This window comes from Pandoraea apista (genome assembly GCF_001465595.2).
GTDB classification, from domain to species: domain Bacteria; phylum Pseudomonadota; class Gammaproteobacteria; order Burkholderiales; family Burkholderiaceae; genus Pandoraea; species Pandoraea apista.
The window spans coordinates 1,193,521-1,213,760 of the sequence record NZ_CP013481.2; the positions used below are offsets into that span (position 1 = coordinate 1,193,521).

Genomic DNA, 20,240 nt, shown 5'->3' on the forward strand with positions numbered 1-20,240 from the left:
ATATCGGGTGAGGCTTGAAGTCAGTTCTGGGGCGTATCTTCGTCGGAGATATGCTCGTTCCAGTGCAGTTTGCGGCGCAGCGTCGCGTAGTAGTTGTAGCCCACCGGATGCAGGAACGTCACCTGATGTGCGGAGCGGCTCACCAGAATCCGGTCGCCCTGACGCAGTTCGGCAAACGACTGCATGTCGAAGTTGGCGCCGACTTCGCGTCCGCCGGTAATCGTGATGACGATATCGCTCGAATCGGGCAACACAATCGGGCGGTTCGAGAGGGCGTGCGGCGCGATCGGCACGAGCACCACTCCGCCAAGGCGCGGGTGCAGGATCGGGCCGGAGGCCGAGAGTGCATACGCGGTGGAACCGGTCGGCGTGGCGACGATCAGGCCGTCCGAGCGCTGCTTGTACATGAAGCGGCCGTCGACATCGACGCGCAACTCGACCATGCCCGAGATCCCCGAGCGGTTCACGACGACGTCGTTGAACGCGAGCGTTTCGAAGAGCGTCTGGCCGTCGCGCTCGATGCGGGCGGCCAGCAGCGTGCGCTGCTCGCCTTCGAAATGTCCTTCGAGCATGGCCGGCACGACCTGGCGCATCTCGTCGAGCGGAATATCGGTGATGAAACCGACGCGTCCGTGGTTCACGCCGATCAGCGGCACCTTCGACGCCGCAAGCTGGCGGCCGACGCCAAGCATCGTCCCGTCGCCCCCAACGACGACGGCCACATCGACCTGCGTGGCGATTTCCTGGATATCGAGGGTCCGGTACGGATCGGCCGCAGCGCCGATGTTGTGCGCCGTGTCGCGCTCGAAGACGACGTGATGCCCGCGCTGGGCAATACATGCCGCCAGCGTGAGCAGAGGTTCGGCAACGCCGTCGGCATGATATTTCCCGACGAGCGCTACGGTCTTGAAAGGGCTCCCTGTTTTCATGCCGCCATTACACCATAAGTCGATGACAGCAACCATCGGCATCCGCCGCCTGATGCGGTTCTCGCCTCGGGGTTTGCCGCACGCCGCGTATGCACATTTCGCGTTACAATTTTTGCCATGCTAGATCAACGTGCGCAAGCTCTCCTCAAAACCCTGATCGAACGGTACATCGCCGATGGCCAACCGGTCGGTTCGCGCACGCTTTCCCGGTACTCGGGGCTCGACCTCTCCTCGGCGACGATCCGCAACGTGATGGCCGATCTCGAGGCACTCGGCTTTGTGTCCAGCCCCCATACGTCTGCCGGTCGCGTGCCTACCCCGCGTGCTTACCGTCTGTTCGTCGACACCATGCTGACGGTGCGTCCCCTTGAGAAAGAGGCCGCCAATCTTCTCGCGTCGCATGTGCAGAACCGGTTACAACCGGCAGGGCCGCAGCAACTCGTTGCCTCGGCGGCACAGGTGCTCTCGAACCTCTCGCAATTCGCGGGCGTGGTGCTCACCCCGCGTCGCAGCCAGACCTTCCGTCAAATCGAGTTCCTGCGGCTGTCGGACAAGCGAGTGTTACTCATCATCGTCACGCCCGACGGCGACGTGCAGAACCGCATCATCCTGACGGAAAAAGACTATTCACCGGCGCAACTGGTCGAAGCGGCGAACTATCTGAACGCCCATTTCGGCGGCCATAGCTTCGACGACGTACGTGCTTACTTGCGCGGTGAACTCGATGCCCTGCGCTCCGACATGAGCGCCTTGATGCAGGCCGCCGTTCAGGCAGGCAGCGACGCCATGGCCGACAACACACGCGAGAGCGTGCTGATTTCGGGCGAGCGGAACCTGCTGGGTGTGGAAGATCTGTCATCGAACATGGAACGCCTGCGCAGGTTGTTCGACGTGTTCGAGTCCAAGACCGGCCTTTTGCAACTGCTCGACGTGTCGAGTCGCGCGCAGGGCGTGCAGATCTTCATCGGCGGCGAATCGAGTCTCGTGCCGATCGAGGAGATGACGGTCGTGACGGCACCGTACGAAGTCGACGGCGAGGTTGTTGGCACACTGGGCGTGATCGGCCCGACACGCATGGCTTACGAGCGCGTGATTCCGATCGTCGACATCACGGCCAAGCTGCTTTCCAACGCGCTCAGCCAGCATTGACCTGCGCTCGCGCTGCCCGCGTGCTATCGCTTCGCCTGCTTTACGTTACAACTCCGTAGCATTCCTTTACACGCTGTCACATACGGCAGGCTTACGCTCGAAGTGTCACTTATGGCGAAGTTGCGAGCATCGCCTTCGTCAAAGGATTCGGACAGAACGACACGGTAACGCACCCGGCGCAGCGGTGGGTGCGTGAACCTGAAGGGCCCGGAGTGTCTATGAAATCCCTGATTTCCTGGCGGACGATGGTCCGTTATCTCGGCGTCGGGCTTGCGCTCGGCGCGTTAGGCGCCGTGGGCTTACCCGCGCTGGCGCAGGCGCAAAGCGCCGATCCGCCGGGCCGGGTGGCCCGGTTGAACGAATTCGACGGCACCGTTACGTACGCACCCGCAGGCACTGGCGACTGGCGCTACGCCGACCGCAACCGGCCGCTGACCACCGGCGACGCCCTCTGGGTCGATCGCAACAGCCGCGCCGAGATGCATGTCGGCGGCACGGCGGTTCGCATGGGGGCGTCCACGAGTGTCGCGCTGTCTGCCGTGACCGATCAGAACGTGCAACTGAACGTAACGCAGGGCACCGTCGGCCTCCGGCTGCGAACCTACGATCCGAATCAGCCGTACGAGATCGATACGCCGAACCTGGCGTTCGTGCCGCAGCAGGCAGGGGAGTACCGTGTCGATGTCGATCCGAATGGCGTGACGACGGTCAGCATCTGGCGCGGCGCGGCCACCGTGTATGGGCAGGGCGCCTCGGTGCCGCTGCAACAGGGGCACCGCGTGGCGTTCGTCGGTCAGAATCTGACGCAGCAGCCAACGAGCCCGCTCGTGGCGGACGCATTTGACCAATGGGTACGCCAGCGCGACGCCCGCGAGGACGCCTCGGTGTCCGCCCGCTACGTGCCGCGCGACATGACCGGCTTTGAAAGTCTGGACGATTACGGTACGTGGCAGGAAACGCCGAACTACGGCGCCGTATGGGTGCCGTCGAGCGTGCCGTCGGGCTGGGCGCCGTATCGCACTGGCCACTGGGTCTGGGTCGATCCGTGGGGCTGGACGTGGGTTGACGACGCACCGTGGGGCTTCGCGCCTTATCACTATGGCCGGTGGGCCTATGTCGATGCGCGCTGGTGCTGGGTGCCGGGGCCGGTTGCCGTACGGCCGGTGTACGCACCGGCGTTGGTCGGCTGGGTGAGCGGCAGCAGTGGCGGCAATCAGTGGGGCATTTCGTTCGCGGCAGGCGGGGTGGGCCTCGCGTGGTTCGCGCTCGGCCCGCATGACCCGTATCGTCCGGCATATCGCGCCAGTTCGTCGTACGTCACGAACATCAATCGGTCGACGGTGATTCAGACGACCAACATCACCAACATCAACAATGTGTACGTGAATCGCAATGTGCGGGGCGCCGTATCGACGATGCCGGCACAGTCGTTCGTGCAAGGGCGTCCGGTGGGTGCGCCGGTGGCCTTGGCGGCGCCGCGCGCGGGGCAGTCGTGGCGAGTGGCGAATACGCCGGGTGTGGCGCCGGTGCAGCAGAGCGTGTTCGGCAATAGCCGTCCGGCGGCCGGGGCGCCGCCGACGGGTGTGTTCAGCCGGCAGGTGCTCGCAACGCGCGCACCCGCAGCCCGGGCTATGCCGTCGCGTGAGCTGACCAGTCAGTTGCACCCGGTGCCGAACGCCGGCGGCGCGCCGTTGGCTTTCGTTCAGAATGCGCAACAAGTCCAGAATACGCGGCCGGGAGCCTCGAACTCGCAGGGGCGCGTGCAGCCGCGTGTGACGGTCGTGAGTACACACGGACCGGTCGGTGCGCCGATTGGAGTGAATGGCGCAACGCCCGCACGGCCTGCGATGGGCGCGGCCGGTGCGGTGGGCGCTACCCCGGCGCACGGTGCGCTGCCGCCGACGGGCGCTGTGCCTCCGATGCATGGTGCGCCGGGCGTCCCCGGTCAGCCGGGGGTGCCAGGGGTTCCGGGAGCGCCGGGGCGGCCGGGCGTGCCGGGGGAACCCGGTGTGCCGGGTGAGCCGGGCTATGGCGGGCGTGGCGTTTATCAGAATCGTCCGGGGCAAACCGCGCCGCAAGCCCAACCGTCGGGGCGTGGCGAACAAGGGGCGCCGTCCGGTGTCCCGCATCCGCCGGGCGTGAGCGCGGCGGGGCAGCCCGCTTTGCGCGGCGAGGGGCAGCAGGCAGTGCCGCAGCCCGGGCACGACGCCGCACAGCGCGATATGCAGATGCGCCGCCCGTCGCCGCCGGAGACACGAAATGCGCCCCCGGCTCCGCAGCGTGGTCAGCCGGAAGACGGTGAAGCCGCCCGTCGGCCGCAGCAGTGGCAGTCCCACGCACAGCCTCAGGTGCCGCAAGCCCAGCCGCGCCCGCAACCGCAGGTCGAGCGTCCTCAGCCGCGCCCGGAGCCGCAGGCCGAGCGGCAGCCGATGGCGCCGAGACCTCAGCCCGCGCAAGAGCGCCCGCAGACGGTGCCCCATCCGCAACCGCAGGAGCATTCGCACCCGCAAACGGCGCCGCGGGAGAACAAACCGGAAGGCGCCCGCGCACCGTCGCACGAGGCGGAGCATCCGAGCGCAGCGCATCGCCCGCAGAAGGAAGACGAGCATCCGCACGGCTGAGCGTTGACTCGCCCGCCCCTGCGTCAATCGTGGCTGACGCAGGGGCGGGCGGGGAGTCATGCCGCCTGCCCTCGCCGGATGTCGGCCAGGTTTGCGGTAAAGTACGATCCATGCGCTTCGATCCTGAACCCATTTCGCATGGCCAGTCCGGCAAGACAGCCGTTCTGCTGATCAACCTTGGCACGCCCGACGAGCCGCGTCCTGCGGCCGTGCGTCGCTATTTGCGCGAGTTCCTGTCGGACCCGCGCGTCGTGGAAATCCCCTCGTTCGTGTGGCAGCCGTTGCTGCGGCTGGTGATTCTGCCGTTTCGCTCGCGTCAGTCCGCGCAGAAATACGCGACGGTCTGGACCCGCGAAGGCTCGCCGCTCAAAGTGAACACCGAGCAACAGACGAACGCTTTGCGCGCCTTGCTGCATGCGAACGACTACGACGTGGTCGTCGACTACGCCATGCGCTACGGGAATCCGTCGATTCCCGAACGTATTCGCGCGCTGCGGCAAAACGGCGTGGAGCGTATTCTCGTCCTGCCGCTTTATCCGCAATACTCGAGCAGCACGACTGCCACGGCCAGCGACGCCGTGTTCCGGGTGCTCGGCCGCCTGCGCAATCAGCCTGATGTGCGCACGGTGCGCGACTACCACGATCATCCCGCCTATATCGAGGCGCTGCGTCAGCAGGTCGAGGGCTATTGGCAGCAGCACGGCCGACCGGATTTTGCGGCCGGCGAACGGTTGCTGCTGAGCTTTCATGGTGTGCCGCGCCGCACGCTCGATCTGGGCGATCCCTACCACGATCAGTGCGTGAAGACAGCGCGCTTGCTGGCGGCCGCGCTGGGTCTCGACGAAACGACCTGCCGTCTTACGTTCCAGTCGCGTTTCGGCAAGGCGGAATGGCTTCAGCCCTACACGGCTCCGACGCTCGAAGAACTGGGCCGTGGCGGCACGCCGCGTGTCGATGTCTTCTGCCCCGGTTTCACGTCCGATTGTCTCGAGACGCTCGAAGAAATCAATATGGAAGGCCGCCACGCCTATCTGTCCGCAGGCGGCAAGGCGTTCCACTTCATTCCCTGTCTGAACGGCGCGGGCGCCTGGATTACGGCGCTGGGCGAGATTGCGGCGCGTCACCTGCAAGGGTGGCCGGTACTCTCGCCGGAGGGCACGGCGCAGGCGTCGGCGGCAGCGGTGGCGTCGACCCGTCAGCGGCAGGTCGCTGCCATGGCGGCATTTGACGAGGCGAGTGCGGCGGCTGCCGCCACCGCCGCCGCAGCGGCCGAGCAAAACCGGTCGGGAGCGAGCACGTGACGATCAAGGTCGACGATTCGCCGCAGGCCGCCACGCGCATCGACAAATGGCTGTGGGCCGCGCGCTTCTTCAAGACACGCTCGCTCGCGACCCAGGCGGTCGATCGCGGCCGCGTGCTGTGCAACGACGCTCGCGTGAAACCGGCGCGCGACGTGCGCCCGGGCGACATCGTGACGGTGGATAACGGCAGCACGCGCTGGGAAGTGCGGGTGAAGGCCATTGCGGAAGTCCGGGGGTCGGCGCCCGTCGCACAATCGCTGTACGACGAGACAGAAGCCAGTATTCGCGCTCGTGCTGACGAGAGTGAGCGCCGACGTCTATTCCAGGAGCCCGCCGCGCAGATGCACGGGCGCCCGACGAAACGGGACCGGCGGCGTCTCGGCGGCGTTGGCGAGTAGACTTACCGGTTGACGATCCCGATAAGCCGCTCATTTGCGGCTTTTTTCAACGCCTGAATGAACGCCGCCGCTGGCGAAATGCGCAGCGGCGGACGTGAGGTGGAGCGGAGTTTAGCTGTCCCGCGAGACGCGAAACGAACCGGGAGAGCGGCTTCGCGCGCGACGGCAGCGTGTCGCGCGCACCCGGGGCGATCAGCGCGAAGGGATTCCGGTGTTGGACGAATGCACCGGCACGCCCGGCATTTCCACGAAGTGATGCAGCACGGCCCGCACGCCACCATATTCGGTGTCGCGCCGCGTGACTGCGCCGGACAAGCAGATCGTAATCGTTACCGTCGTCACCAACGCAAGGATGAAGACAACAGCCAGTGGCAGCTTCATGATGCGCTCCTGAAAGAACACTACGCCAGACGGGGGGTGTCCGGCGAGCGGCCGGGTCCAGCACGGCACATCCATCAACTGGACCGTAATTCATGTTAGGTCGCAGCAACGGCCGATACAATAGAGGACTCGTAACGCGTGTAACCGGATATTTGCCGGCACGCCGCGCGCACCGACATGGCGCACAGAATGCCCGCCAGCTCTTGAAATCGGTGTGAACGCCCTTACTATCCAAAGGGATTTGAACCGGCGGCGCATCGTCGTGGTGCGCTGCAAGAACCTTTTGACGACTCAAGCTCATGACTGAACAGCAAAACACCCCCGACCAGCCGATTCCGTCTCAGGCCGAAGCGGCCCCGAACGACGCTGCGCTCGAGAACGAAGCGCTGCCCTCGGTCGAGGCGCAGCTTCTGGCGGCACAGGCCGAAGCGGCCAGCCTGCGCGACGACGCGCTGCGTGCCCGCGCCGAGATGGAGAACGTGCGCCGCCGCGCGGAAGACGAAGTGGCCAAGGCTCGCAAATTTGCCGTGGAAAGCTTCGCGGAGAACCTGTTGCCGGTGATCGACAGCCTGGAGGCTGCGGCGGCCGACAAGAGCGGCGACGTAGCCAAGTTGCAGGAAGGCGTTGCCCTGACCCTGCGCCAGTTGGTCTCGGCGCTCGAGCGCAGCAAGGTGACGGTCATCGACCCCGCTGGCGCGAAGTTTGATCCGCATCAGCATCAGGCGATCTCCATGGTGCCGGCCGAGCAGGAGCCGAATACGGTGGTATCGGTGCTGCAGAAGGGGTACCTGATCGCCGATCGCGTGCTGCGCCCGGCGCTGGTGACGGTAGCCGCCGGCAAGTAAACGTGTTGCCATGACATCATGGCAAGCTTAGGTGATTTCAACGACGCAATGGTGGGCGTGCAAGACGTGGAAAGCTGCCGACGTCGGCATCGACGGGGCGGCCGGGTAACGGCAAGCGCAGGATCAGGCAAGGATCAGCGACCATGGCAGGCGAACTTCCGGGCATGACGGCAGTAGACGGCACGGCATTCGAGGTGTTTTCGATGCGCGAGCTAACGACCGAAACGTTCGATGAAGGCCTTCGCGAGGCAGGCGACGCGCTGGCGGTAGTGTTTTTCTGGGGCGTCGATTGTTTCAACTGCGACGTCGCCAAGAAAACCATGCTTGCGCAGCGCGAGGCCATTGAGGCGTTGGGGCTGCGCTGGTTTCATGCCAACGTGTATGCCGATACGGCGCTGGGCAAGCGCTTCGGGCTGCACGGCGTACCCACGTTTTTCTTCTTCCACGAAGGCAAGAAACTGGGCCGGGCGACCGGCTGGCAGGGCCTGCCCCAGTTCCGGCTGGCGGTGGCCGCCGCCCGCGAGAAAATCGCGGCGGCGGGGGGCAAAACCGGACGGCAAGAAGGGTCTTGAAATGCACCGGGCTGCACCCATATGTCGTGCAGATCAATGAGTTGAATGGGCCTCGGGCCCGACAGAAAGACGCAAAGGACGCTAGGAGAAATTCAAATGGGCAAAATTATCGGTATTGACTTGGGCACCACGAACTCGTGCGTGGCCGTCATGGAAGGCAATCAGGTCAAGATCATCGAAAACGCGGAAGGTGCGCGCACCACGCCGTCGATCATCGCCTACATGGACGATGGCGAAATCCTGGTCGGCGCACCGGCCAAGCGCCAGGCCGTGACCAACCCCAAGAACACGCTGTACGCTGTCAAGCGCCTGATCGGCCGTCGCTTCGACGAAAAGGAAGTGCAGAAGGACATCGGCCTGATGCCGTACAAGATCGTCAAGGCTGGCAACGGTGACGCCTGGGTGGAAGTGCGCGACCAGAAACTGGCCCCGCCGCAGATTTCCGCCGAAGTGCTGCGCAAGATGAAGAAGACCGCCGAAGACTATCTGGGCGAGCCGGTCACGGAAGCCGTGATCACGGTGCCGGCATACTTCAACGACAGCCAGCGTCAGGCCACCAAGGATGCCGGCCGCATCGCCGGTCTGGAAGTCAAGCGCATCATCAACGAGCCGACCGCTGCCGCACTGGCTTTCGGTCTGGACAAGAAGGAAGGCGGCGACCGCAAGATCGCGGTGTATGACCTGGGTGGCGGCACGTTCGACATCTCGATCATCGAAATCGCGGATGTGGAAGGCGAGCACCAGTTCGAAGTGTTGTCGACCAACGGCGACACGTTCCTGGGCGGCGAAGACTTCGACCAGCGCATCATCGACTACATCATCGCCGAGTTCAAGAAGGAACAAGGCGTCGATCTGTCGAAGGACGTGCTCGCGCTGCAACGCCTGAAGGAAGCTGCCGAAAAGGCCAAGATCGAGCTGTCGTCGAGCCAGCAGACCGAAATCAACCTGCCGTACATCACGGCCGACGCCTCGGGTCCGAAGCACTTGAACCTGAAGATCACGCGCGCCAAGCTCGAAGCCCTGGTCGAAGAGCTGATCGAGCGCACGATCGAGCCCTGCCGCCTGGCCATCAAGGATGCCGGCGTGAAGGTGAGCGAGATCGACGACGTGATTCTGGTCGGCGGTATGACCCGCATGCCGAAGGTGCAGGAGAAGGTCAAGGAGTTCTTCGGCAAGGAACCGCGCAAGGACGTGAACCCGGATGAAGCCGTGGCCGCAGGTGCCTCGATTCAGGGTTCGGTGCTCTCGGGCGACCGCAAGGACGTGCTGCTGCTCGACGTGACCCCGCTCTCGCTCGGTATTGAAACGCTGGGCGGCGTGATGACGAAGATGATCGCGAAGAACACCACGATTCCGACGAAGCACTCGCAAGTGTTCTCGACGGCGGACGACAACCAGCCGGCCGTGACGATCAAGGTGTATCAGGGCGAGCGCGAGATGGCCGCCGGCAACAAGTCGCTGGGCGAGTTCAACCTCGAGGGCATTCCGCCCGCCGCACGCGGCACGCCGCAGATCGAAGTGACCTTCGACATCGACGCCAACGGTATTTTGCACGTGGGCGCGAAGGACAAGGCGACGGGCAAGGAAAACAAGATTGTCATCAAGGCGAACTCGGGCCTGTCGGACGCCGAGATCGAGCAAATGGTGAAGGACGCCGAGCTCAACGCCGAAGAAGACAAGAAGGCCCGCGAGCTGGCCGACGCCCGTAACCAGGGCGATGCGCTGGTGCACAGCACCCGCAAGGCGCTGACCGAGTACGGCGACAAGATCGAAGCTTCCGAGAAGGCATCGATCGAGGCAGCGATCACGGCGCTGGAAGACGCACTGCGCGGTTCGGACAAGGCAGATATCGATGCCAAGGTCGAAGCGCTGGGTACCGCGAGCCAGAAGCTCGGCGAGAAGATGTACGCCGACATGCAGGCGCAAGCCGGTGCTGCGGGTGCCGCAGGTGCCGAGCAGAGCAAGCCGCATGACGATAACGTCGTCGACGCCGAAGTGAAGGAAGTGGGCGACAAGAAGTAAGGTGTGCATGGCGCGCGGTGCACACCGATGTGCGCCGCGTGTAGGCCGGGTATCGAAGTTCTCTGCGAAGGGAATCTCGACCCGGCTTTTTGCCTGATGGCGACATGCGCCAACATTGGAAAGACTTATGGCCAAACGTGATTACTACGAAGTCCTTGGCGTCGCCAAGAACGCCACCGACGATGAAATCAAGAAGGCGTACCGCAAGCTGGCGATGAAGTACCATCCGGACCGCAATCCGGACAGCAAGGACGCCGAAGAGAAGTTCAAGGAAGTCAAGGAAGCCTACGAGATGCTCTCCGAGGCGGAGAAGCGCGCTGCGTATGACCAGTACGGTCATGCAGGCGTCGACCCGAACATGGGCGGCTTCGGCGGTGCGGGCGGTCAGGGCTTCGGTGGCTTCGCAGATGCGTTCGGCGACATCTTCGGCGACATCTTCGGTCAGGGCGGCCCCGGTGGCGGGCGCGGTGGCCGGGCGGGCCCGCAGGTGTATCGCGGCGCGGATCTTCGCTACAACATGGAGATCACGCTGGAGCAGGCGGCGAACGGCTTCGACACGCAGATTCGCGTGCCGAGCTGGGAAGAGTGCGAAGTCTGCCACGGCAACGGTGCGAAGCCGGGCACGAAGCCCGAAACCTGCCCGACCTGTAACGGTTCGGGTTCGGTGCGCATGTCGCAGGGTTTCTTCAGCATTCAGCAGACCTGTCCGAAGTGCCATGGCACCGGCTCGTACATTCCCGAGCCCTGCACGAACTGCCACGGCTCGGGCAAGATCAAGAAGACCAAGACGCTGGAGATCAAGATCCCGGCAGGTATCGAAGACGGCATGCGTATCCGTTCGTCCGGCAACGGCGAACCGGGTGTGAATGGCGGCCCGGCGGGCGACCTGTATGTGGAAATCCACATCAAGGCGCACAACGTGTTCGAGCGCGACGGCGACGATCTGCATTGCCAGATGCCGATTTCGTTTGCGACAGCGGCCCTTGGCGGCGACATCGATGCCCCTACGTTGCACGGCAAGGCGACCTTCGAGGTACCGGAAGGCACGCAAACGGGCAAGACGTTCCGCTTGCGCGGCAAGGGCATCAAGGGCTTGCGCGCGAGCTATCCGGGCGATCTGTACGTGCATGTGCAGGTGGAAACGCCGGTCAAGCTCAACGACACGCAAAAGCAAATGCTGCGTGACTTCGATGCATCCCTCAAGGAAGGCGGCGCGCGTCACAGCCCGCAGTCGAAGGGCTGGTTCGATCGCGTGAAGCAGTTCTTCGAGTAATTTCATGCAAAGTGAAGCGCCCTTGGCCGCATTCGCGCTGTTGGACGACAGCGCGGACCCGGCCGGCGGGGCGCGTCTGTATACCGGGCTCGTACGCGAGGTGACTTGCGACGAGCCCGGTGTGCTTTCCGACGCGCTTCGCGAAGTGGAAGATGCCACGCGTCACGGTCTGCATGCCGTGCTGCTGACCGACTACGAATTCGGCGTGCGTCTGGGGGGCGTGCATACGGTGACGACGCGTCGCGCGCCGGGCCAGTTTCGTGCACTGCTGTTCCGTGAGTTGCAGCGGCTTGACGCCACGCAGACACAGGTGTGGTTGTCGCAACAGGAAGCCGCATGTGCCGGGGAGGGGGCGTTGGCTGCGAGTGCGACGCGCGTGCCAGGCGGCAGCAGCAACGGCATTCGCCCGCCCGGCGTTGCCGGCGTGGCGGCGCTGCAAAGCGATGTCAGCGACGCCGCATTCGACGACGCCATCGCCCGGATTCACGAGTGGCTCTCGCAGGGCGAGTGCTACCAGATCAACTACACGTACCGCCTGAATTTCGACGCCTTCGGCTCGCCCGTCGCGTTGTATCGCCGTTTGCGCGCGCGTCAGCCGGTGCCGTACGGTGCCCTCGTGATGTTGCCCGGTGCCCGGAACGTGGCGGGCCGCGCCATCCTCTCGCTTTCCCCTGAGCTGTTTCTGCGTCATTCTCGCGGACGAATCGAAGCGCGGCCGATGAAGGGTACGGCCCCGGCCTGTGGCGACGCGTCGGAAGACGCCAAACGTAGCGCTGCGCTCGCTGCCGATGAGAAGAATCGCGCCGAGAATCTGATGATCGTCGATCTGTTGCGCAACGATCTCGGTCGTATTGCGACATCGGGTTCGGTCAAGGTGCCGAAGCTCTTCGAGGTGACGCGCTTCGCGAGCGTGTTGCAGATGACGTCGACCGTCACGGCGATGCTGCCGTCGGCAACGTCGTTGGCCGACGTTCTGCGCGCGCTGTACCCCTGTGGCTCGATCACCGGCGCGCCGAAGCACCGCACCATGCAACTGATCGGCGAACTTGAATCGTCGCCGCGCGGGTTGTACACGGGCGCTATCGGCTGGCTCGATGCGCGTGAAGACGACCCGCAAGCGCTTGGCGACTTCTGTCTGTCCGTCGCCATTCGAACGCTGGAACTCGATGCTCCCGGGGCCGGAGGACTGCGGCGCGGCCGACTCGGTGTCGGCGCAGGGATCGTACTCGACAGTAAAGCCGAAGAGGAGCGCGAAGAGTGCAAGCTCAAGGCACGGTTCCTGAGCGCGCTGGATCCGGGCTTCGAACTCTTCGAGACGATGCAGGCGACGCGTGGCGGCGGTGTGGCACATCTCGAGCGTCATCTCGCACGTCTGGCAGCCTCGGCGACGTATTTCGGCTTCCGTTTCGACGGCGCGGCGTTACGCGCACAACTCGATGCCGTTCTCGCCGCCCTTGTGGATGACACCGTTTACCGGGTGCGTTTGGCGCTTTCGCACGATGGCACGGCGGCCATTACGCATGCCGTATTGGCGCCGCTGCCGCATGCAAGCGTGACCGTGCTGCTCGCCGACGATGCCAGTGTCACGCGAGCGGCAGCTTTGTTCCTGCGTCACAAGACCACCGTGCGTGCGCAATACGACGCCGCGTGGCGTGAGGCAGAAACGAAGGGCGCCTTCGACGTGCTGTTCTTCAACGAGCGGGGTGAGTTGACCGAGGGCGGGCGCAGCAACGTATTCGTCAAGCGCGGCGGAATCTGGATGACGCCGCCATTGTCGTCCGGCGTGTTGCCGGGGGTGATGCGCGGTGTGATCCTCGACGATCCGGCATGGGCGGCGGTGGAGACTGTGCTGACGCGAGACGATGTCGCGAACGCGCAGGCGATTGTCGTGTGCAACGCTTTGCGAGGCGCACTTCCTGCGATCGTCGCGCCGGCCGCAGACGCATAACGCCGGTCAGGTACGAGCGTCAGTCATCTTCCCGGAGGGAAACCGCGCCACGCGGTTTGTGCATTGGACCGCACAGCGCTCCATTGGGAAAATTCTCAATGGAGCGTACTTCTACCCCTCCGCGTCATGCGGGGTTTTTCACGTCTTTCGCCATCGGTCGTGGTTGCCTGAGCGGCCCGTATTTCACAGATTTGCGTGGCAGTCTTGCCGGGAAAATAGATCCCTCTCAAGTGAAAGTCGACTTCCTTCCACAGTCATTGGCGCGTCGGGGAGTCGGCGTGACCACCCATTTTTCGCACAGAATCCTTTGAGCCGGCGTCCGATGTTTGTTTGACTCTAGGAGCGAAAAACATGAACGAGAACGATCTGGAACTGCAGCTTAACGAAGACCAGATTCGCCATATTCAGGCGATGACCGGACAGCGTATCGGGGCGATTCGAGTGGTGTCGAATTTCCCGGGACTTCAAGGAATACAGGGTGCGCAGGGCGTGCAAGGTGTTCAGGGCATGCAAGGCGCGCAAGGTATGCAGCCTCAGGGTGTGCAAGGCCCGCAGGGCGTGCAGGGGGTTCAGGGGATGCAAGGCCCGCACGGTATGCAGGGTGCTCAGGGCATGCAAGGGCCCCAGGGATATCAGCACGCGCAAGGCATGCAAGGCGTTCAAGGCATGCAGGGTCCGCAGGGATACCAGAACGCCCAAGGTGTGCAAGGCCCGCAAGGCATGCAAGGCGTTCAAGGCATGCAGGGCCCGCAGGGATACCAGCACGCCCAAGGTGTGCAAGGCCCGCAAGGCATGCAAGGCGTTCAAGGCATGCAGGGTCCGCAGGGCTATCAGCACGCCCAAGGAGTGCAAGGCCCGCAAGGCATGCAAGGGGTTCAAGGCATGCAGGGTCCGCAGGGATATCAGCACGCCCAAGGAGTGCAAGGCCCGCAAGGCATGCAAGGCGTTCAAGGCATGCAGGGTCCGCAGGGATATCAGCACGCCCAAGGAGTGCAAGGCCCGCAAGGCATGCAAGGCGTTCAAGGCATGCAGGGTCCGCAGGGATATCAGCACGCCCAAGGAGTGCAAGGCCCGCAAGGCATGCAAGGCGTTCAAGGCATGCAGGGTCCGCAGGGATATCAGCACGCCCAAGGAGTGCAAGGCCCGCAGGGCATGCAAGGGGCTCAAGGCATGCAGGGCCCGCAGGGATACCAGCACGCCCAAGGTGTGCAAGGCCCGCAGGGCATGCAAGGCGTTCAAGGCATGCAGGGTCCGCAGGGATACCAGCACGCCCAAGGTGTGCAAGGCCCGCAAGGCATGCAAGGGGTTCAAGGCATGCAGGGCCCGCAGGGATACCAGCACGCCCAAGGCGTGCAAGGCCCGCAAGGTGTTCAGGGCCCGGAGCAGGTTCAGGGCATTCAAGGCGCCCAGGGACTGCATTGATCGTAATGCCGCCGTCTGCGGCGCGAGAGTGTGTAGAGGGTTTGCGCGCGCTCGCGGCCGTTGACTAATGGTGCGGCTCGGCGGTCGATTCGCCGGGCCGCAAATCCCATGATCCTGATGAGGTATCGCTTTCGATAGCTCGTACTGGAGTTGCGATCATGTCGTCAACCCTCATGAACCTGTCGGCGGAGCAACGCGCAAAGCTGTTCGACGCCACAGGCGCGCCATTGCGCAGACTTCGTATCGATGCGGTTAGCGGCACTGCGCAGGCGATCGACGGCCATTGCCACCGGTGTCTGCTCACCGAGGACTTGCCTGGCGTTCATATCGCCCCGGACGGCATCTGCGATGCTTGTCACGCGTTCGCAGAGGAATCCGCGCGCGGCGATTACACGCAGCGCAAACTGCTCGATGTGGTGGCCGCATGCCGGGGCTCGGGCACACCGGATTGCGTGCTGGCGTACTCGGGAGGAAAGGACAGCGCTCTGACGTTACTGCTTGCCGTGAAGGAGCTGGGCCTGCACCCGATTGCCGTGCTCGTCGACAACGGATTCATCCCCGATGAAGTCAAGACCAATGCGTCGTCGTTCTGTGCTCAGTTCGGCGTCTCGCTCGTGATCGAACGGATCGATATTCGCAGGATTGCCCGCGAATCGCTTCAGTCGAGTTCAGGGCGTATTCCCTGTTCCTCGTGTATCAGCGGAGTCTTTGCCGCGATGGCGAAAACCTGCCGGTCGCTCAATCTCCGCCTCATTCTCAGCGGGCATCGATTCCCGCCGCTTGCCTATCCCGTAAGTGGTTTCACGAAGCGCGAAGCGGACAACGGCTTCATCTGCGCTTCGCCGCTGCTCGCCAGACAACTCACTGAAGCAGAGCAAATGCAATGGATTCGGGAGGCGGGCTGGAAACCGGTAGCGATGGCCGGCAACACGTCGAACTGCAAGCTGATCGGTGTGGTGGAGCAGCATCTCTACGACGTCCAGGGCTTTAATCCGCACATCTACGAGGTTTCGAAGGAAATTCGAGCCGGCTTCTATGACCGCCGTGTGGGTTTCGGGAAAGTCGAACGTCCGGAGATCACGCCGGAGCATCGGCAATGGGTGCTTGACCGGATGCAAGCCGATACCCCAGAGGTCTCTGATAAACCAGAGTGAGTCACATGCACGATTCCATCATTGTTACCGACAACTTCTATCGCGACCCGAACGATGTCCGGACGTTTGCACTGGATCAGGCGTTCACGGTAAAGGGAAACTATCCCGGCGCCCGCACTGGGCCATTCCTGCATGACGGCGTGATGGACGCTATCCAGCATATCGTCAAGTCGCCGATTACGTATTGGCCGCCGGACACGTACAACGGCGCGTTTCAATACAGCGTCAAGCAGGACACGACATGGGTGCATGCGGATCACACCACCGTATGGTCCGGCGTGGTCTACCTTACACCGGACGCCCCCCCTCAGGCCGGAACAGCGTTCTACCAGCATAACGAAACGGGCTTCGATCTCTACCCAGACGACGAAAGGCAGCGCGCGTCGTGCGATGCCGACGCCACCGCCTGGGAGCGCTGGACGGTGACCGACCGGATTGCCAACCGCTTCAATCGCCTGATCTTGTTTCGGGGGCGTCGCTTCCATGCGAGTCAGGGACATTTCGGCGACTGCAAGGAGAACGGTCGTTTGTTTCAGACATTCTTTTTCAACACGCACTCCTAATTCGTATCTTCCCACCTGAAGGAGGCAATGAGATGGCAGCTTCGGAACTGTTTTTCCCAGTGGGGTCGCTCGGTCTGAGCAAGGAGCAATCGGCGAAGATCAAGACGGCGTTCGGACATGAGGTCGAGAGCGTGCCGTTGTATCGCGTGGTGCCTGTGTCATCCGAAGACCGCTTCGTGCCGTTGGCCGACGTGCCGGGATTGCCGGGCATACTCGTTCATTACGGCAACGCGGCGGCACCGGCCGGCACCAACATCATTGCGTCGGTGATTTCGGATATGGCAAGGGGAACCGATGACTCGGCGGTATTCGCCGCGCATACAAAGCTCATGGCGCCGCATCCGGACGACGGTGTCGCCAAAGCGCGCGCGCCTGCGGCCGGTAAAGCGAAGTGAATTGACGCCCCCGTCTCGATGACCACGCACAGTGGCGATAAGGACGATGTCGCGTCAGGCGGTGCGGGCGATCTTCTGGTGATGGTCAAGGTCGCCGAGCGCTGCAATATCGATTGCGACTATTGCTACATGTACCGGGGTGTTGATCAAGGTTGGCGGCAGCGCCCCAAATTCCTGAGCGAACCTCATCTCGACCAGTTGGTCGAGCGTCTGATCGAGCACCGCCACGCGTTCCCCGCGGCAAGAATGACGTTGGAGATTCACGGAGGAGAGCCGCTGTTGCTCGGCAAACGCCGCACGGCCCGATTCTTCGAACATTTGCGAAATCGATTGACCGAAGCCGAGTTGGCCATCGTGACGCAAAGCAACGGTGTGTTAATAGACACGGCCTGGCTGGATCTGTATGCCGAGTTTGGCGCCACACTCGGAATCAGCTGCGATGGCCCTCCCGCGCTGCATGATCGGCATCGATACGATTTCGAGAAGCAAGGAACTGGGGCGCGTGTCGAGCAGGCGATTCGCCTGTGCCTCTCCTACCCGCAGTCGCGGCGCGTGTTCAATGGCGTGCTGGCTGTCATCGATCCCAACAACGATCCGGTCAGAATCCTCGACTACTTTCGCGCATTGGGGTTGAGCGACGTGGACTTTCTCTTGCCCGATGCCAACTTTGCCGCCCCTCCACGGCACATTCAGGCGTATACGCACGCGCGTCTGCTGGCTTTCCTGTGTCGAGGGTTCGACGCGTGGTGGGCTCTCGACGACCCGGCGTTTCACGTGCGCATCTTTGAAACGTTCATCCGGGGGGTACTGGGCCGTCGTTCCGAACTCGATGCATTTGGTGGCGCGTTGGCGCCGATCGCCGTGGTCGAGAGTGACGGCGGATATCGGTTGCTGGACGTACTTTCCATCTGCAAGACCGATGCGAGTTACACGGGACTGGGTCTCGAGACGCATGCGCTTCAGGACTTCGTCGACCTCGCGCGCACTCGCTATCCAGAGGTTCACGCGGCCTGTCGTCAGTGTGATGCGTTTGTCGCGTGCGGTGGCGGCTACGTCGCCCATCGCTTCGATGGCGAAAGTTACGACAATCCCAGCTTCTATTGCAACGCGTTAGTCGGCTTCTATCGACATGTGCGTGCACGCGTGAACAACCTCTCGAAAGCAACGCGGCTCAAATAAGCCGGGGACATTCAACGACGGGCGCGACATCCACGCGCCCGCGATGTGCCGAATTTTCAGCTTCCCTGGCGCGCCGCCATCTGCGGCACGAACAGATCGCTCCACTTTGCCGGACGCGTCTTGATCGTGCCCGCACGGCCCATGAACTCCACGTACTGCATCAAGCCGTTCGGGGTTGTGGTGAATTGCAGGCCCGGATCGGCGAGCATCTGCTCGATCTCGGCTTGCGGCAGATTCATCTTCGATACCCGCAGGAACGTCTTCGCCGCGCCCACGCGATCTTTCGCGATGTAGGCGGCCGCCTCTTCCTGTGCATCCAGAATCGCCTGTACCAGCTTCGGATTCTGCACGGTGAACTGCTTCGGCGCGAAGACCACGTCGATGGTGATATTGCCGAGCACATCGGTGGAATTCAGCACGCGCTTGATCCGCGGGTCCTTCAGTTCCTGATACGAGAACGGCGGCGAGGTGAAGTGCGCGGTGATTTCCGTTTTGCCCGAGAGCAACGCGCTCAGGGCTTCCGGGTGGCTCAGGCTAACCGTCTGAGGATCGAGTTTTGCGTAGTTCTCGATGCCGAACGTCTTCGCCACGGCCATTTGCAGCAGCACCGCAGAGAGCGACGTCTTGATGCCCGGAATCGCGATCTTGTCCTTCGGCGTGAAGTCCTTGAGCGACTTGATGTTCGGGTTGTTCGTATTGAGCCAGAGCGGGCCAGTCGAGAGCGCCGACAGCCCGATCACTTCCGAGCGCGGAATGCCATGCGCCTTCGACCAAAGCGTGACGAAGCCCGGCGCGCCCGTACCGGCGACATCGAGATTGCCGGCGAGCATTGCGTCGTTGATCACGTTGCCGCCGTCGAGAATCGTCCACGTGGTCTTCACGTCGCCCAGCCCCAGCGCCTTCGCATGCTTCTCGACGAGTTGCTGGTCGCGCATGACCATCAGCGGCAGATAGAGAATGCCGTAGCCATGCGAGAGGCGCACAGTGTTGGCTTCGGCGTGGGCGGTGTTGCCGAGCGTGGTGAGGGCCGTGGTGGCGGCGAGCGTGAGGGCACTTGCCCAGCGAGCAAAATGGCGTCGGTTCATGGTGTTGTCGTCTCCGGATAGTTCGAATTATTCATGCCCCCGCAGGGGCGTCAATCAGACGCGGCCGCAAATTTGCGCGTCAGCGCGGCGATCAGTGCTGCATTCCCCAGCGATGCAGCGTGCGTTTCTCGATGCGGGCGAACAGCAGATTCTCGACGGCAAGCCCGATCAGAATCACGAAGAACAGTCCCGCGAAGACGTTGGCCGTCTCCAGCGAGTTGCGGTTCTCGAAGATGTACCAGCCGAGGCCACCCGAGCCCGAGGACACCCCGAACACGAGTTCTGCCGCGATCAGCGTGCGCCACGCAAAAGCCCAGCCCACTTTCAGGCCGGTGAGAATGCTCGGGAACGCGGCCGGAATGAGCACATGCTGAACCAGGGCGAAGCGCTTGAGCCCGTAGTTCTGACCGACCATGCGCAGCGTTTTCGACACGCCGCGAAAGCCGCTGTGCGTGTTGAGCGCCACGGCCCACAGGACCGAATGCACGAGTACGAAGATCACGCTGCCGTTGCCGAGCCCGAACCAGATCAGGGCGAGCGGCAGCAGCGCAATGGCCGGCAGCGGGTTGAACATGGCGGTCAGCGTCTCGAGCAAGTCGTTGCCGATTTTCGAGCTGATGGCCACGGTGGTGAGCACCGCGGCGAGTGCAATGCCAATGCCGTAGCCGACGAGCAGTGTCTTGAGCGAGATCGCGGCACGCAGCAGCAGCACACTGCTTGTCAGGCCGCTCGCGAATGCGCCAACGGTGTCGGTGAAGCTCGGGAACAGCAGCGCGTTGTCGAGCCAGCGGCCGTAAATTTCCCAGATGATGGCGAGCACGCACAGAATCACGGTCTTGCGCAGCCAGCTAAGACGGTAGAGCGTTTCGAAGGTCGAGAGCGGACGCTGGATCGACGACAGTTCGGCAGGCGTGGGCTCCAGTACGATTTCTGGCCGGTACACTGGCTCGATGGGCGCTTGCGCAGACGACGTAGGGTGTTGCGAGGCGATGGCGTTCATGAG

Annotated in this window: 17 protein-coding genes and 1 pseudogene; 14 read left to right on the plus strand and 4 right to left on the minus strand. The window is 63.3% G+C overall.

The features are described 5' to 3' along the window. Positions 1-20 precede the first annotated feature (20 nt). Positions 21-971, minus strand: a complete 951-nt coding sequence (locus tag AT395_RS05560) for an NAD kinase (protein ID WP_224787414.1) — start codon at positions 969-971, stop codon at positions 21-23. Positions 972-1,046: 75 nt separating this feature from the next. On the opposite strand from AT395_RS05560, the gene hrcA reads away from it, so the two are divergent. The 4 genes and pseudogenes from hrcA (at position 1,047) to AT395_RS05580 (ending at position 6,398) form a co-directional block, all read left to right on the plus strand. Beyond that, positions 1,047-2,078, plus strand: coding sequence for a heat-inducible transcriptional repressor HrcA (gene hrcA, locus AT395_RS05565; RefSeq protein ID WP_042112736.1), 1,032 nt, complete (start codon positions 1,047-1,049; stop codon positions 2,076-2,078). A 218-nt stretch (positions 2,079-2,296) separates the two neighbouring features. Next, entirely contained in the window at positions 2,297-4,699 is a 2,403-nt protein-coding gene (locus AT395_RS05570) for a DUF6600 domain-containing protein (RefSeq protein WP_156219650.1), read from the plus strand. A gap of 110 nt (positions 4,700-4,809) precedes the next feature. Further along, positions 4,810-5,841 (plus strand): annotated as a pseudogene (hemH, locus tag AT395_RS05575) (ferrochelatase); the annotation flags it as partial. A gap of 161 nt (positions 5,842-6,002) precedes the next feature. Then, complete coding sequence (locus AT395_RS05580) at positions 6,003-6,398, plus strand: RNA-binding S4 domain-containing protein (protein ID WP_042117302.1); 396 nt, start codon at positions 6,003-6,005, stop codon at positions 6,396-6,398. A gap of 192 nt (positions 6,399-6,590) precedes the next feature. Here the strand turns inward: AT395_RS05580 and AT395_RS05585 are convergent, their stop codons facing one another. Next, a complete protein-coding gene (locus AT395_RS05585) occupies positions 6,591-6,779 on the minus strand; it encodes a hypothetical protein (protein ID WP_269156039.1) in 189 nt (62 codons plus the stop codon). 299 nt (positions 6,780-7,078) lie between these two features. Between AT395_RS05585 and grpE the strand changes: the two genes are divergently transcribed. The 10 genes from grpE to AT395_RS05635 all read left to right on the plus strand — a co-directional run bounded on the left by grpE (position 7,079) and on the right by AT395_RS05635 (position 18,152). Then, positions 7,079-7,624, plus strand: a complete 546-nt coding sequence (gene grpE, locus AT395_RS05590) for a nucleotide exchange factor GrpE (protein WP_072632783.1) — start codon at positions 7,079-7,081, stop codon at positions 7,622-7,624. Between the two features lie 143 nt (positions 7,625-7,767). After that, on the plus strand, positions 7,768-8,196 hold the full coding sequence (locus AT395_RS05595) for a thioredoxin family protein (RefSeq protein ID WP_231606048.1): 429 nt from the start codon (positions 7,768-7,770) through the stop codon (positions 8,194-8,196). A 96-nt stretch (positions 8,197-8,292) separates the two neighbouring features. Beyond that, positions 8,293-10,218 (plus strand): molecular chaperone DnaK, encoded by a 1,926-nt coding sequence (dnaK, locus tag AT395_RS05600; RefSeq protein ID WP_042112734.1) that lies wholly within the window; start codon positions 8,293-8,295, stop codon positions 10,216-10,218. Positions 10,219-10,345: 127 nt separating this feature from the next. Beyond that, the gene (dnaJ, locus tag AT395_RS05605; RefSeq protein ID WP_042112732.1) at positions 10,346-11,491 is read left to right on the plus strand and encodes a molecular chaperone DnaJ; all 1,146 of its coding nucleotides are present in this window, start codon (positions 10,346-10,348) and stop codon (positions 11,489-11,491) included. 4 nt (positions 11,492-11,495) lie between these two features. Next, positions 11,496-13,439, plus strand: a complete 1,944-nt coding sequence (locus AT395_RS05610; RefSeq protein ID WP_048627877.1) for a chorismate-binding protein — start codon at positions 11,496-11,498, stop codon at positions 13,437-13,439. Between the two features lie 351 nt (positions 13,440-13,790). After that, positions 13,791-14,861, plus strand: coding sequence for a collagen-like domain-containing protein (locus AT395_RS05615; protein ID WP_197685668.1), 1,071 nt, complete (start codon positions 13,791-13,793; stop codon positions 14,859-14,861). A 158-nt stretch (positions 14,862-15,019) separates the two neighbouring features. After that, positions 15,020-16,015 (plus strand): adenine nucleotide alpha hydrolase family protein, encoded by a 996-nt coding sequence (locus tag AT395_RS05620; RefSeq protein WP_042112729.1) that lies wholly within the window; start codon positions 15,020-15,022, stop codon positions 16,013-16,015. Between the two features lie 5 nt (positions 16,016-16,020). Continuing rightward, entirely contained in the window at positions 16,021-16,578 is a 558-nt protein-coding gene (locus AT395_RS05625; protein WP_048627876.1) for a DUF6445 family protein, read from the plus strand. A 32-nt stretch (positions 16,579-16,610) separates the two neighbouring features. Further along, positions 16,611-16,973, plus strand: a complete 363-nt coding sequence (locus AT395_RS05630; RefSeq protein WP_048627875.1) for a hypothetical protein — start codon at positions 16,611-16,613, stop codon at positions 16,971-16,973. Between the two features lie 18 nt (positions 16,974-16,991). After that, complete coding sequence (locus AT395_RS05635) at positions 16,992-18,152, plus strand: radical SAM protein (protein ID WP_042112724.1); 1,161 nt, start codon at positions 16,992-16,994, stop codon at positions 18,150-18,152. A gap of 56 nt (positions 18,153-18,208) precedes the next feature. On the opposite strand, the gene AT395_RS05640 is transcribed toward AT395_RS05635, so the two are convergent. Then, positions 18,209-19,237 (minus strand): ABC transporter substrate-binding protein, encoded by a 1,029-nt coding sequence (locus AT395_RS05640; protein WP_042112723.1) that lies wholly within the window; start codon positions 19,235-19,237, stop codon positions 18,209-18,211. Between the two features lie 91 nt (positions 19,238-19,328). Beyond that, complete coding sequence (locus AT395_RS05645) at positions 19,329-20,237, minus strand: ABC transporter permease (RefSeq protein WP_231606039.1); 909 nt, start codon at positions 20,235-20,237, stop codon at positions 19,329-19,331. Between the last annotated feature and the right edge of the window lie 3 nt (positions 20,238-20,240).